Source organism: Citrobacter sp. XY323 (genome assembly GCF_025106035.1).
Lineage (GTDB): Bacteria > Pseudomonadota > Gammaproteobacteria > Enterobacterales > Enterobacteriaceae > Citrobacter > Citrobacter braakii.
In genome coordinates this window covers 1-14,307 of the sequence record NZ_JANYUK010000016.1, presented here as the reverse complement: position 1 = coordinate 14,307, position 14,307 = coordinate 1, and the positions used below count along the sequence as shown (strand labels likewise).

The window sequence follows — 14,307 nt, the reverse complement described above, 5'->3', positions numbered from 1 at the left end:
TTTCAAGGTTAATTTTTTGATGAGATAAGAGGTAACACAACAGCTGATTTCACCACAAGAGAAAACAACAATATGAGTACCGTAACTGATATTCCAGCCGCTTCATCTGCACAAGCTATCACCCATTTCCAGCAACGTCTGAATATGGAGACGGATTGTTCTGACGTTCATTCCGCGATGGCTGCTGACGACAAAGATTTTGTGCTTTTACATGTGGTGGGGAGTGCAGAGAGTTTTTCCCGTTGTCATATCCCTGGCGCGATTCATCTTCCTCATCGACAGATAAATACGGAATCCTTGAAAAAATGGCCACAGGACACACTGTTTGTCGTCTATTGCGCTGGCCCACACTGTAACGGGGCCGATCGCGCGGCGCTGAAGTTGGCGCAGCTAGGTCGACCGGTGAAAATAATGATTGGTGGTATTAAGGGCTGGGAGGACGAAGGCCTGGCGTTTGCCACTACGCAAAAGGACGCTGTTTCAATAGATTGATCGTTGTTAAGTCCGAACGGGCTTTTCCAACAGGAGGTTGTGGTTAACCCGTTCGGCTTTTCCCCCCTTCCAACATCGTGAGCCATATCAGTAAGGCGTTACGCTGATAGTGGTAGCATTAGCGCGGTTTGTAATTTTCTGATTACATGGAGAAATGATGGAACTGCTTTTATTGAGTAACTCGACGCTGCCGGGCAAAGGCTGGATGGAACATGCGCTACCGCTGATTGCTGAGCAGTTGAATGGTCGCCGTACGGCGGTGTTTATTCCGTTCGCTGGCGTGACGCAAACCTGGGATGAATACACGGCGAAAACGGCAGCCATCTTTGCGCCAATGGGCGTCAACGTTACTGGCATTCATACCGTTGCCGATCCGATCGCTGCCATTGAAAACGCAGAACTGGTGATTGTCGGCGGGGGTAACACCTTCCAGTTACTGAAAGAGAGCCGCGAGCGCGGACTGCTGGCGCCGATTGTGGATGTCGTCAAACGCGGTGCGCTGTACATCGGCTGGAGCGCAGGTTCTAACCTCGCCTGCCAGACCATCCGCACCACCAACGACATGCCGATTGTCGATCCAAAAGGTTTTGATGCCCTGGGTCTGTTCCCGCTGCAGATTAACCCACATTTCACCAATGCGCTTCCGGAAGGCCACAAAGGCGAAACGCGTGAACAGCGTATTCGCGAGCTGCTGGTTGTGGCACCAGAGCTGACGGTAATTGGTTTGCCGGAAGGAAACTGGATTAAGGTGAGTAACGGCCAGGCGGTTCTTGGCGGTCCGAACACTACTTACGTCTTTAAAGCGGGTGAAGACGCGGTTGCCCTCGAAGCTGGTCACTGCTTCTAACCGACGTTGCCGGATAACGGCATAAATGCCTTATCCGGCCAACCGGTCCACCTCACTCAATAATCGTCGCGCTCATCGTCCTCATCCGGCTGTTCCAGCACGCTATAGGCCACGGAACAAAACAGCGAGTTCAGACGCTGCATATCGCCCAGCAGCGCCAGGTGCAAGGAGCTGGTCTCGATGCTCTGCACGTTCTGCTGATGCAGACGGTCAACGTGCGCATGCGAATACCGACGGTTGAGAATACGGAAACGGTGCTTGCTACGGCGCAGACGTCGGGCGCTGGTCACGTCACCAGAGAAGAACACCGACATCGCCAGCTGCAGATTGCTGAGCAGCTGATCGAAGAGCGCATCCAGCTCTTTCAATCCTTCCACGGAGAATGCGCGACGGGCAGCCAGCGACTTATCCGCTATCTCACTGCCCATACGTTCGACAATATCGGAAGCCTGCTCGAGGTTAAGCGACATTTCGATAATCTCCGCCCAACGGCGTGATTCCTCTTCCGCCAGTTCATCCTTTGGCATCCGCGCCAGATAAAGCTTGATTGCCGTGTATAGCACGTTAATGTCGTCCGCCATCCTGCGCAGCTCTTTCTCTTCACGCGGCTCGCCGTGCATCACCTTCTTCAGCCCGTCCATCATCTGCTCCATCGCGTCGCCGATGCGCAGAGCTTCACGAGCGGCATTGGCCAGGGCCAGCGTCGGCGTATCCAGCGCACTGACGTCCAGATGTTTGGGCTTCAGATGCGCATCCAGCTCCGGCTCATCGCGGATAATGCGCTTACAAAAACGCGCCATCGGTTCTGCGAACGGCACCATCGCCACACAGCGCACCAGGTTGTAGAAGACATGGAAGTAAATAACCAGTTCAGATTTCGGCAGCGGCAGTTCATCCATCAGATTTGCCAACGGATGAACAAACGGCAGGATAATCAGGCTTCCCACCAGCTTAAACAGCAGGCTACCGAGCGCCACACGGCGGGCGGCGGCGTTAGCGGCGCTGTTATTAAGCATCGCCAGCAGGCCAGAGCCGAGGTTGGCGCCAATCACCAGACACAACGCCACCGGGAACGAGATAATGCCTGCCGCGGTCAGCGTTGCCGTTAGCAGCACCGCCGCAAGGCTGGAGTAACTGATAATCGCGAACATAGCGCCAATCAGCGCATCCAGCATGATATCGCCGGTGAGCGAGGCGAAAATAACCTGTACGCCGTTAGCCTGGGTGATCGGTGTTACCGCCTGCACAATCAGTTCCAGCGCCAGTAAAATCAACCCCAGTCCAATACCAACCCGCCCCAGTTGCCCCACACGGGACTGCTTACGTCCGAGAAAGAAGATCACGCCGATAAAAATCAGCAGTGGCGACAGCCAGGAGAGATCGAAGGTCAGGATACGCGCCATCAGCGCGGTCCCGACGTCGGCGCCGAGTACAATCACCAGCGCAGGGGTGAGCGCGACGAGGTCCTGCGCGACAAACGAGGTCACCAGCATGGTGGTGGCGTTGCTGCTTTGTACCAGCGCCGTCACGCCGATACCCGCACAAAAGGCGAGCGGCTTCTTTTCAACACTACGGCTGAGTACGGTACGCAAGCGGGCGCCGAAGACGCGCATCACGCCGGTGCGCACAATATGAGTACCCCAAACCAGCATAGAGACAGCAGAAAGCAGGTGTAACAGAGTTAGCACGGAATCAGGTTCTCCTTATCGTTATATGTTCCTGAGGTTCATAGCAATGACATACCGCCTGATGGCGCTACGCTTATCAGGCCGACAAAAATGTGCCATCCGGCAAGCACTACCGATGAACGTTCTTTCAGTATAAGGGTTTAAACGTAATAAAGAGACAAGGCACTCATTGAGTGCCCTGTTTGTTGTAAATAAAGATGACAGTTTTGTGAATCAGTCAGCGTCATAGCCCAGATTAGGCGCTAACCAACGTTCGACTTCCGCCACGCTCATGCCTTTACGGAAGGCGTAATCTTCAACCTGATCGCGCTGGATTTGCGCCACGGCGTAGTACTTGCTGTCTGGATGACTGAAATACCAGCCGGAAACCGACGCACCTGGCCACATCGCGAAGGATTCAGTGAGCTTCATCCCGGTGTGCGCTTCTACATCCAGCAGTTCCCAGATGGTGGCCTTTTCGGTGTGTTCCGGACACGCCGGATAGCCCGGTGCCGGGCGAATTCCCTGGTAGTTTTCGCGGATCAGCTCCTCGTTGCTGAGGTTCTCATTCGCCGCATAGCCCCAGTAGACTTTACGCACGCGCTCGTGCAGATATTCCGCGAACGCTTCCGCCAGGCGGTCGGCGATCGCTTTCACCATGATCTTGTTGTAGTCGTCATGCTGGGCTTCGAAGGCGTCCGCCAGTGCATCTTCCTCCAGACCGCCGGTAACTGCGAAAGCACCGATGTAATCCGCTTTTCCGCTCAGTTTCGGCGCAACAAAGTCAGACAGGCAGTAGTTGGCGAAACCGACTTTTTCCGTCTGCTGGCGCAGGTGATGACTGACGTTGATAACGTGCGTACGCGTCTCGTCACGGTAAATCTCGATGTCGTCCCCCACGCGGTTAGCCGGGAACAAGCCCACCACGCCGCGCGGATTCAGGGTTTTCTCAGCGCTGAGTTTATCCAACATGTCATTGGCGTCTTTGAACAGACGTTTCGCCTCTTCTCCCACCACCTCATCTTCGAGGATGCGCGGGTATTTCCCGGCCAGCGACCAGGTCATAAAGAACGGCGTCCAGTCGATGTAGTTGCGCAGCGTTTCGATGCTGGCTTCAACGCTCTGTACGCCGAGGCGGTGCGCCACCGGCGGCGTGTAGTTTTCCCAGTCGAAGGCCAGATCGTTGTCGCGGGCAGCCTGTAACGTTACTGGTGGGGTCCGCGGTTTCTTACGCGCATGCTGGATACGCACGGTTTCGTACTCTTTACGCGTACGGGCGACAAAGTCATCGCGCTGAGTGTCAGAGAGGAGTGCGGCGACTACGCCAACGGTACGCGAGGCGTTCTGCACATAAACCGTCGGACCACTGTAGTTCTGCTCTATTTTCACCGCCGTGTGCGCTTTTGAGGTGGTCGCGCCGCCAATCAGCAACGGAATAGTGAACCCCTGACGCTCCATCTCTTTCGCCACGTTGACCATTTCGTCCAGCGACGGGGTAATCAGCCCGGAAAGACCAATCAGATCGGCATTCACTTCACGTGCCGTTCTGAGGATTTTCTCCGCTGGCACCATCACGCCAAGATCGACGATTTCGTAGTTGTTACATTGCAGCACCACACCAACGATGTTTTTGCCGATATCGTGCACATCGCCTTTCACGGTAGCAATGACCATCTTGCCGTTGCTGGAGCCTTTCTCTTTGCTGGCCTCAATATACGGTTCGAGGTAGGCCACCGCCTGCTTCATCACGCGGGCGGATTTCACCACCTGCGGCAGGAACATTTTGCCCTCGCCAAACAGATCGCCAACCACGTTCATCCCGTCCATCAGCGGCCCTTCAATCACCTCGATCGGACGCGCGGCCTGCTGGCGAGCTTCTTCAGTATCCTGCTCAATAAATTCGGTAATACCTTTCACCAGCGAATATTCGAGGCGCTTTTTCACGTCCCAACTGCGCCATTCCGCCATCTGGGCATTGGCAGTGTCATCAGTTTTGCTACCGCGATATTTCTCAGCCAGCTCCAGCAGACGCTCGGTGCCATCGTCACGACGGTTGAGGATCACATCTTCAACCGCATCGCGCAGCTCGGCGGGCAGGTCGTCGTAAATCGCCAGTTGTCCGGCGTTGACGATCCCCATGTCCATGCCGTTGCGAATGGCGTAGTAAAGGAATACCGCGTGAATGGCTTCACGAACCGGGTCGTTACCACGGAAGGAGAACGACACGTTGGAGACGCCGCCGGAGATCAGCGCGTGCGGTAGTTCGCGTTTGATGTCCTCACAGGCGCCGATAAAGTCCTGCGCGTAGTTATTGTGCTCATCAATCCCGGTCGCGACCGCAAAGATGTTCGGGTCGAAGATGATGTCTTCCGGCGGGAAGCCTACCTCTTCGGTAAGAATGTTGTACGCCCGTCGGCAAATCTCAATTTTACGCGCTCGGGTGTCGGCCTGCCCCTGCTCGTCAAAGGCCATCACCACCACTGCGGCACCGTAGCGTCGCAGCAACTTCGCGTGGTGGATAAAGGTCTCAACCCCCTCTTTCATCGAGATGGAGTTAACGATGCCTTTACCCTGAATGCACTTCAGCCCTTTTTCGATGACGTCCCATTTTGAGGAGTCGATCATAATCGGCACGCGGGCGATATCCGGCTCACCGGCGATAAGGTTGAGAAAACGCACCATCGCCGCTTCGGCGTCGAGCATCCCCTCATCCATGTTGATATCGATAATCTGTGCGCCACTTTCCACCTGCTGACGGGCGACATCCAGCGCTTCGTTGTATTTCTCTTCTTTGATCAGTCGCTTAAATTTCGCCGAACCGGTGACGTTGGTACGCTCGCCGACGTTCACAAACAGGCTATCGTCGCCAATATTCAACGGTTCAAGGCCAGACAGACGGCAGGCTACCGGGATTTCCGGCAAGCGGCGCGGCGGCAAGCCTTCCACTGCGCGGCTCATCGCGGCGATGTGTTCCGGCGTGGTGCCGCAGCAGCCGCCAACCACGTTGAGGAAGCCCGCTTGCGCCCACTCGCGTATTTGCGCCGCCATGGTGTCGGCATCGAGATCGTATTCGCCAAAGGCGTTCGGCAACCCGGCATTCGGGTGCGCGGTAACGTAGCATTCGGCAATGCGCGACAGCTCCTGCACGTACTGGCGCAACTCGTCCGGGCCTAAGGCGCAGTTCAGACCGAAGGTCAGCGCATCGGCGTGGCGCAGTGAGTTATAGAACGCTTCGGTTGTCTGACCGGAGAGCGTACGCCCGGAAGCATCGGTGATAGTGCCGGAGAGCATAATCGGCAACTCAACGCCCAGCGCTTCGAACTCGGTTTTAACCGCGAAAATAGCGGCTTTGGCGTTCAGGGTATCGAAGACAGTTTCAATCAGGATCAGGTCGCTGCCACCTTCCACCAGCGCTTTGGTGGATTCACGGTAGGCGGCCACCAGCTGATCAAAGGTAATATTGCGGTAAGCCGGGTCGTTGACGTCAGGCGAGATAGACGCCGTACGGTTGGTTGGGCCGAGCACGCCCGCGACATAACGCGGCTTTTCCGGTGTGCGTGCCGTCCATTCGTCTGCCGCTGCGCGCGCCAGTTTGGCTGCCGCAAAGTTGATTTCCGCCGACAGGGATTCCATCTGGTAATCCGCCATGGCGATAGTCGTGGAGTTAAAGGTGTTGGTTTCGATGATATCCGCGCCCGCCTCAAAATAGGCGTTATGGATGGCGGCGATCACCTCAGGTTTGCTGAGCACCAACAGGTCGTTGTTGCCTTTCAGATCGCACGGCCAGTCGGCAAAGCGTTCGCCGCGGAAATCCTCTTCGCTCAGACGATATCCCTGGATCATGGTGCCCATACCGCCGTCCAGCACCAGAATACGTTCATTTAACTGCTGACGTAATTGTTCAACTTTGCTGCTCACACTCGCTCCCGACAACGCTCAACCAGACCGAAAAAAACTCAACAGACCATACTGGCACAAACCTGAGAGGTGGAAAAGAGAACAACGGCCAACATGAGACATGTTCAGCTTCACTCATCCGATCAGTACAGGAATTCTTGCATTATAATTGAATAAAACGAAAATGATTTCCACGATACAGAAAAGGAGTCCGCCATGGTTGCCACAATCCCCGCGAAACGCGGTAGAAAACCCGCCGCTGCTACTACGCCTGCAACCGGGCAGGTTCAGTCTCTGACTCGCGGCCTGAAGCTACTGGAGTGGATTGCAGAATCCAACGGCAGCGTGGCACTAACCGAGCTGGCACAGCAGGCCGGTTTGCCAAACTCCACGACTCACCGTTTGTTGACCACCATGCAGCAGCAAGGATTTGTCCGTCAGGTGGGTGAATTAGGCCACTGGGCCGTGGGTGCGCATGCGTTTATCGTCGGCAGCAGCTTTTTGCAAAGCCGTAATTTGCTGGCGATTGTCCACCCGATCCTGCGCAAGCTGATGGAAGACTCCGGTGAGACGGTAAACCTGGCCGTGTTAGATCAAAGCGACCATCAGGCCATTATTATCGACCAGGTGCAGTGTACCCAACTGATGCGTATGTCCGCGCCTATCGGCGGCAAACTGCCGATGCACGCCTCCGGTGCGGGTAAGGCGTTTTTATCCCAACTGAGTGAAGAACAGGTGACTGGCCTGCTGCACCGTAAAGGGCTGCACGCATACACCCACGCCACGCTGGTGTCGCCGGTGCATCTGAAAGAGGATTTAGCCCAGACGCGCAAGCGCGGCTACTCCTTTGATGATGAGGAGCATGCGCTGGGTCTGCGCTGCGTGGCGTCGTGCATTTATGATGAACACCGCGAGCCGTTTGCCGCTATTTCCATCTCCGGACCCATTTCGCGCATTACCGACGATCGAGTGACCGAGTTTGGCGCCATGGCGATCAAAGCGGCGAAAGAAGTCACGCTGGCATACGGCGGATTTCGTTAAGAAAGGGTTACCGGGCGTCAAGCCGCAAATCTGATGCAAAACCGCTGTTTGCGCCGGTAGGCGTAAACATCTTCCACGTGCCCTTCACGGATCCGCGTTTGCAGACCTCGCCAGTAGTCGGCGCTGAACAGGTCAGCATGCATCTCTTCAAATAGCGGCCCGATACGCGGGTCAGCGCATAGCCAGTGACGAAACTCTTCCGGGAAGACATCCCCCGGGGATACGCTATACCACGGTTCAGCGCTCATCTCATCTTCCGGGTAGCGCGGCGGCGGGATATGACGGAAATTCACCTCAGTCATGTAGCAAATTTCATCGTAGTCGTAGAACACCACGCGCCCGTGGCGAGTCACGCCGAAGTTCTTAAACAGCATATCGCCGGGGAAAATATTGGCGGCGGCCAGCTGACGAATGGCATTGCCGTACTCTTCAATTGCATCGCGCAGTTGCTGGCCTTCGACCTGCTCCAGCCAGATATTCAGCGGCACCATCCGTCGTTCGATATACAGATGGCGAATGACGATCTGATCGCCGAGATCGGTAATTTTTTCCGGGGCTTCCTGTAGCAACAGCGCCATCAGCGACGGATCGATTTGCCGTTTATCCAGCACAAAGTTCTCGAACTCCTGAGTGTCAGCCATCCGCCCGACACGATCGTGCTCCTTGACCAGTTGATAACAGGCGCGGACGTGGGCGGCCGACATCTCTTTTTGCGGCGCAAATTTGTCTTTGATGACTTTAAAGACGCGGTCGAAGCCTGGCAGGGTAAATACCAGCATCACCATGCCGCGGATCCCCGGCGCTTCGATAAATTGCTCATCGCAATGGGCAAGATAGAGCAGATATTCGCGGTAACTTTCGGTCTTCGCGTGTTTCTGACAGCCGATCGCCATATACAATTCAGCGGTGGTTTTACCGGGCAGGATCTCGCGCAGCCACTCCACTAACGCGGCGGGCAGTGGGGCGTAAACCATAAAATACGAGCGGGCGAAGCCAAACACGATACTGGCTTCCGCCGTCGTGGTCAGGCAGGTATCGACAAACAGTTCACCCTCGTCAGTACGGTGAATTGGCAGTAAAAACGGCAGCGTCCCGGAAGGGGTATTCAACTTACCGACCAGCCAGGCGGCCTTGTTGCGATAAAACAGTTCGTTCGCCACCTGCAAATGACTGCGCTGCAACAGATCCGCCCCCAGCGTTTCGGTCAGGTGTTCGATGATGTAGTGGATATCCCGATGTCTGTTCTGCCACGGCAGACGCAAGGGCAGATCGCTGAGGACGCGCGTAAGCAGCCACTCCCAGCCGGTATCGGGAAAAAAGTCTTTCGCCAACGGGCGTGGGATCGTGCGAAAACGGCGCTCTGGCTGAGAGCTGAAAATAAACAGTCGCTCGGGAGTCAGCGAGCGGTGGTCAAATAACCGGCAATAGACGGAGTTAAAGAAACTCTCCGCAATCTCGAAGCGCGGGTAATCTGGCAATAGCCGGGTGTAATGCTCTTTCACGCGAAGTAAAAAATCCGCGTCGGTACTTTTGCCATCAGTAATGCAGCGCAGTTGCTCCACCACCAGACCCACATGATGATCGTAAAGGTGGATACGGCTTTTCATCGCCTGCTGAACCGCGTGCCAGTCGGCATGTTCAAAACGCTGCTGCGCGCCGGATGTCACTTCCAGAAAACGCCCGTACTGGGCGTCGAAACCTTGCAAAATCGTCTGAGCAATCAGTAATTCCAGGCCACGCGTCATCAATTTCTCCCATCCGGCACAATGTCATGCCGGATGGCGCATTCGCTTATCCGGCCTACATCCCTTCGTAGGCCCGGTAAGCGCAGCGCCACCGGGCATTGATCAAAACTGCGATTCTTCAGTCGAGCCGGTCAGCGCGGTCACTGAAGAAGTGCCGCCCTGAATGATGGTGGTTACTTTGTCGAAGTAGCCTGTCCCTACTTCCTGCTGATGGGACACGAAGGTGTAACCATCTTTAGCCGCCGCAAATTCCGGCTGCTGAACCTTCTCAACGTAGTGGCGCATGCCCTCACCCTGCGCATAGGAATGCGCGAGGTCGAACATGTTGAACCACATGCTGTGGATACCCGCCAGCGTAATGAACTGGTATTTGTAACCCATATCGGACAGCTGTTGCTGGAAGCTGGCAATGGTTTTGTCATCCAGGTTTTTCTGCCAGTTAAACGATGGCGAACAGTTGTAGGCCAGCAGTTTGCCTGGGAATTTCGCATGAATAGCATCGGCAAAGCGCTTCGCCAGTTCGAGGTCCGGCGTGGAGGTTTCACACCACACCAGATCCGCATACGGTGCGTAAGCCAGACCACGGCTGATCGCCTGCTCAATGCCCGCATGCGTACGATAGAACCCTTCGCTGGTACGCTCGCCAGTGATGAACTCGCTATCGTATGGGTCACAATCAGACGTAATCAGATCGGCTGCGTCAGCATCGGTACGCGCAATCACCAGCGTCGGAACGCCCATAACGTCTGCAGCCAGACGGGCTGCCACCAGTTTCTGGATAGCTTCCTGAGTCGGCACCAGGACTTTGCCGCCCATGTGACCACATTTTTTCACCGATGCGAGCTGATCTTCGAAGTGAACGGCCGCTGCACCAGCCTCAATCATCGATTTCATTAGTTCAAACGCGTTCAGTACCCCGCCAAAACCCGCTTCCGCATCGGCAACGATCGGCAGGAAGTAATCCACATAGCGCGGATCGTTCGGCTCAATACCGGTTGACCATTGGATCTGATCGGCACGACGGAATGTGTTGTTGATCCTGTCCACCACCGCCGGAACGGAGTTCGCTGGATACAACGATTGATCCGGATACATGCTGGACGCCAGGTTGGCATCTGCCGCCACCTGCCAGCCTGAAAGGTAGACCGCTTCAATACCAGCTTTCGCTTGCTGCAGCGCCTGACCACCAGTCAGCGCGCCGAGGCTGTTGATATAACCTTTCTTCGATTCGCCGTGTAGCAGACGCCACATTTTCGCCGCGCCAAGCTGCGCCAGCGTGCATTCCGGGTTGACCGAGCCACGTAATTTCACCACTTCCTCCGCGCTATAGGGGCGGGTGATGCCTTCCCAGCGCGGTTGAGTCCATTCTTTCTGTAATTCTTCGATTTGTTGAGTACGGGTTTTCATGTGCAGATGCTCCATTAGGATAAATTGTGGGTAAATTAGGCCAACAGGCGATAGCCCGGTAACGTCAGGAAGTCAATTAACTCGTCGGAAGTGGTGATTTGCTCCATCAGGCGCGCGGCATCGTCAAAACGCCCGCTGCTGTAGCGGTGTTCCCCCAGTTCGTCCTGAATCACCAACATCTCTTCGGCCAGCATCTGGCGGAACAACGGTTTGGTAACCGGTTTGCCGTTGCTGAGCGTTTTCTGGTGGTGGATCCACTGCCAGATGGAAGTACGAGAGATTTCGGCGGTGGCCGCATCTTCCATCAGACCATAAATCGGTACGCAGCCATTACCGGAGATCCACGCTTCGATGTACTGCACCGCGACACGAATGTTGGCACGCATGCCTTCTTCAGTACGCTCACCTTCACAGGGTGCCAGCAATTGTTCTGCGGTAATCGGCGCATCTTCTTCACGGGTCACGAACAGCTGATTTTTATTTTCACCGAGTACGTCGTTGAACACCGCCATTGCGGTATCTGCCAGTCCTGGATGGGCAATCCATGTGCCGTCATGACCGTTATTGGCTTCCAGCGCTTTGTCCGCTTTTACCTTGGTCAGAACCTGGTTGTTACGTTCCGCATCTTTGCTGGGAATGAACGCGGCCATGCCGCCCATCGCGAACGCGCCGCGTTTATGGCAGGTTTTAATCAGCAGACGCGAATACGCACTGAGGAATGGCTTATCCATCGTCACCACCTGACGGTCCGGCAACACGCGATCCGGGTGGTTCTTCAGTGTTTTGATATAACTGAAAATGTAGTCCCAGCGACCGCAGTTCAGGCCCACAATGTGGTCACGCAGCGCGTGCAGAATTTCGTCCATCTGGAAAACGGCTGGCAGCGTTTCAATCAGCAGGGTCGCTTTAATTGTGCCGCGCGTCAGATTAAAGCGATCCTCTGCATAGCTGAACACTTCACTCCACCATGCCGCTTCTTGCCAGGCCTGCGTTTTGGGTAGATAGAAATAAGGGCCACTACCTTTTGCCAGCAACGTTTTGTAGTTGTGGAAGAAATAGAGGGCAAAGTCGAACAGGCTGCCCGGGATCGATTCGCCACGCCAGGTGACGTGTTTTTCCGGCAGGTGCAGACCGCGAACGCGGCACACTAACAGGGCCGGATTGGGTTTGAGTTGATAAATTTTACCGGCTTCGTTGGTGTAACTAATGGTGCCATTGACCGCATCGCGCAAGTTGATCTGCCCGTCGATAACTTTGCTCCACTCAGGAGCCAGCGAATCTTCAAAATCAGCCATAAAGACTTTGACGTTCGCGTTCAGCGCGTTGATAACCATCTTGCGCTCAACCGGTCCGGTAATCTCTACACGGCGATCCAGTAAATCATCAGGAATACCGCGAATTTTCCAGTTACCTTCACGAATGGAAGTTGTTTCCGAAATAAAGTCAGGCAACTTACCGTCATCAATATCCTGCTGCTGCTGGATACGTGCAGCCAGAAGTTTATTCCGCTTTGGCGTAAATCTTGTCACCAGCTCGGTCAGAAACTCCACCGCCTCAGCGGTCAGAATCTGCTGTTCCTGTTCGCCACGCGGCCTGGTGAAGATCAGTTCATCGGTTGTCGTTGCCTGTTGATTCATTGCGTAGTTCCTCGTCATTGATCCAAACACATCCCCAATGCGAACGAAGGATCGTTGTGCGGTTTTCGTTCAGCACAACTAAGACTACTCATTTAAATTTCAAAATCAAAAACAATTTCCATTTTTAATTTAATTATCAATTAACTTATTGATAACAATATAAATAAAATTTAATTACACAGTGAGGTGCGTTTCGGAAATAAAAAAGGCACCCGAAGGTGCCTGATTCAACATGCTGAAACGCTTAAGGATCGTCTGTTACAGAAGATTAATCCAGCGTTGGATTCATGTGACGCAGATCATATGGCGTGATCTGGTAAACGTAATAGTTGAGCCAGTTGGTAAACAACAGATTGCCGTGGCTACGCCAGGTTGCCCGCGGTTTATTTTGCGGGTCATCTTTTGGGAAGTAGTTATAGGGCACTTCCGGCGTTAAGCCCGCTTCGACGTCACGAAAATATTCACTGCCGAGTGTATGGGCGTCATACTCAGGATGGCCCGTTACGAAGGCGATACGTTTATCTTTGCTGGCAAACAGGTAGGCATCTCCCTCTTCTGTTTCGGCAAAAATCTCGAGATCGGTGTAGTCCCTGATAAGGGCAGCAGGAAAATCGGCATAGCGCGAATGCGGGGCCAGGAACGCATCATCAAATCCACGCGTCAGCAGCGCATGAGGATGAAGAATATGGTGCTCATAGACGCCTGAGAGTTTATCCGTACGGGTTTGCTTGGGAATTCCGTACAGGATATTCAATGCGGCTTGCACCGCCCAACAGACAAAGAGCGTCGATGTAACATGATCTTTCGCCCATTCAAGCACTTGTTTAATCTGCGGCCAGTAAGCTACGTCATTAAATTCAACCAGACCCAACGGCGCGCCGGTCACGATCAGTCCATCAAAGTTCTGATCGCAGATATCCTCGAAATTACAGTAAAAGTTATTCAGATGCTCCGTAGGGGTGTTGCGTGACTCGCGGGCATCAATGCGCAATAGCTGAACATCTACCTGCAGCGGTGAATTAGACAGTAAACGCAGGAACTGGTTTTCCGTTTCAATCTTCTTGGGCATCAGGTTGAGGATGAGCACCTTCAGTGGACGAATTTCCTGACCAGAAGCGCGAGATGACGTCATCACAAAGACGTTTTCCTCACGCAAGAAATTGACGGCGGGTAGCTCGTCCTGCACGCGAATTGGCATAACCTGATAACCTCACTACATACGTTTAAACGTTTAGACATCCAGATAGCTGAAGATACCCAGGAATCATGCGAATGTCGAGCCTGCATCCTCAAGTTGAGAAAGTTTCACGGCTCCTTGCTGTAGATTAGTGCAGTAAAGAAAAAAGGAGAATGCTATTCGTCGTTCGCGTAACAGGCAATGTGCTGCCGGGAGAGCCAGGTGCGCTGCGCTTCTCAGGCCTGAACACCGGTTACAACATGATGGGCTGGATAAAACGGTACGCTGCATCCGGCAGTTCTGACTGCCCTGCAGACGCAAAAAAAGCCCATCCGGCAGGATGGGCTTCTTCACTTATTTGATGCCTGGCAGTTTATGGCGGGCGTCCTGCCCGCCA

General features: G+C 54.4%; 10 protein-coding genes. 4 read left to right on the top strand and 6 right to left on the bottom strand.

The genetic code is table 11. From position 1 onward, the window contains the following. Positions 1-72 precede the first annotated feature (72 nt). Together N0B36_RS20460 and pepE are read left to right on the top strand one after the other, a co-directional pair. Entirely contained in the window at positions 73-492 is a 420-nt protein-coding gene (locus tag N0B36_RS20460; RefSeq protein WP_259688915.1) for a rhodanese-like domain-containing protein, read from the top strand. 157 nt (positions 493-649) lie between these two features. After that, entirely contained in the window at positions 650-1,339 is a 690-nt protein-coding gene (pepE, locus tag N0B36_RS20455; RefSeq protein WP_016155430.1) for a dipeptidase PepE, read from the top strand. A 56-nt stretch (positions 1,340-1,395) separates the two neighbouring features. On the opposite strand, the gene N0B36_RS20450 is transcribed toward pepE, so the two are convergent. Beyond that, the gene (locus tag N0B36_RS20450) at positions 1,396-3,027 is read right to left on the bottom strand and encodes a Na/Pi cotransporter family protein (RefSeq protein WP_016155327.1); all 1,632 of its coding nucleotides are present in this window, start codon (positions 3,025-3,027) and stop codon (positions 1,396-1,398) included. 213 nt (positions 3,028-3,240) lie between these two features. Beyond that, positions 3,241-6,924, bottom strand: coding sequence for a methionine synthase (metH, locus tag N0B36_RS20445; RefSeq protein ID WP_047357747.1), 3,684 nt, complete (start codon positions 6,922-6,924; stop codon positions 3,241-3,243). Between the two features lie 195 nt (positions 6,925-7,119). On the opposite strand from metH, the gene iclR reads away from it, so the two are divergent. After that, on the top strand, positions 7,120-7,944 hold the full coding sequence (gene iclR, locus N0B36_RS20440; RefSeq protein WP_047357748.1) for a glyoxylate bypass operon transcriptional repressor IclR: 825 nt from the start codon (positions 7,120-7,122) through the stop codon (positions 7,942-7,944). Positions 7,945-7,961: 17 nt separating this feature from the next. On the opposite strand, the gene aceK is transcribed toward iclR, so the two are convergent. From aceK to metA, 4 genes are all read right to left on the bottom strand, one after another. Then, positions 7,962-9,689, bottom strand: coding sequence for a bifunctional isocitrate dehydrogenase kinase/phosphatase (gene aceK, locus N0B36_RS20435; RefSeq protein ID WP_259688914.1), 1,728 nt, complete (start codon positions 9,687-9,689; stop codon positions 7,962-7,964). Between the two features lie 102 nt (positions 9,690-9,791). Continuing rightward, positions 9,792-11,096, bottom strand: coding sequence for an isocitrate lyase (aceA, locus tag N0B36_RS20430; RefSeq protein WP_016155323.1), 1,305 nt, complete (start codon positions 11,094-11,096; stop codon positions 9,792-9,794). Between the two features lie 35 nt (positions 11,097-11,131). Beyond that, a complete protein-coding gene (gene aceB, locus N0B36_RS20425) occupies positions 11,132-12,733 on the bottom strand; it encodes a malate synthase A (protein WP_259688913.1) in 1,602 nt (533 codons plus the stop codon). A 268-nt stretch (positions 12,734-13,001) separates the two neighbouring features. Continuing rightward, the gene (gene metA, locus N0B36_RS20420) at positions 13,002-13,931 is read right to left on the bottom strand and encodes a homoserine O-succinyltransferase (RefSeq protein ID WP_016155321.1); all 930 of its coding nucleotides are present in this window, start codon (positions 13,929-13,931) and stop codon (positions 13,002-13,004) included. A gap of 152 nt (positions 13,932-14,083) precedes the next feature. Here metA and N0B36_RS20415 point away from each other — a divergent pair, with 152 nt between their 5' ends. Next, a complete protein-coding gene (locus N0B36_RS20415) occupies positions 14,084-14,272 on the top strand; it encodes a hypothetical protein (protein WP_259688912.1) in 189 nt (62 codons plus the stop codon). Positions 14,273-14,307: the final 35 nt, after the last annotated feature.

Bases quoted from the DNA above. Each gene is read 5' to 3' on its own strand.
- aceB (WP_259688913.1), bottom strand. From the start codon at position 12,733: ATGAATCAACAGGCAACGACAACCGATGAACTGATCTTCACCAGGCCG.
- metA (WP_016155321.1), bottom strand. From the start codon at position 13,931: ATGCCAATTCGCGTGCAGGACGAGCTACCCGCCGTCAATTTCTTGCGT.
- aceA (WP_016155323.1), bottom strand. From the start codon at position 11,096: ATGAAAACCCGTACTCAACAAATCGAAGAATTACAGAAAGAATGGACT.
- pepE (WP_016155430.1), top strand. From the start codon at position 650: ATGGAACTGCTTTTATTGAGTAACTCGACGCTGCCGGGCAAAGGCTGG.
- N0B36_RS20415 (WP_259688912.1), top strand. From the start codon at position 14,084: ATGCTATTCGTCGTTCGCGTAACAGGCAATGTGCTGCCGGGAGAGCCA.
- iclR (WP_047357748.1), top strand. From the start codon at position 7,120: ATGGTTGCCACAATCCCCGCGAAACGCGGTAGAAAACCCGCCGCTGCT.
- aceK (WP_259688914.1), bottom strand. From the start codon at position 9,689: ATGACGCGTGGCCTGGAATTACTGATTGCTCAGACGATTTTGCAAGGT.
- N0B36_RS20460 (WP_259688915.1), top strand. From the start codon at position 73: ATGAGTACCGTAACTGATATTCCAGCCGCTTCATCTGCACAAGCTATC.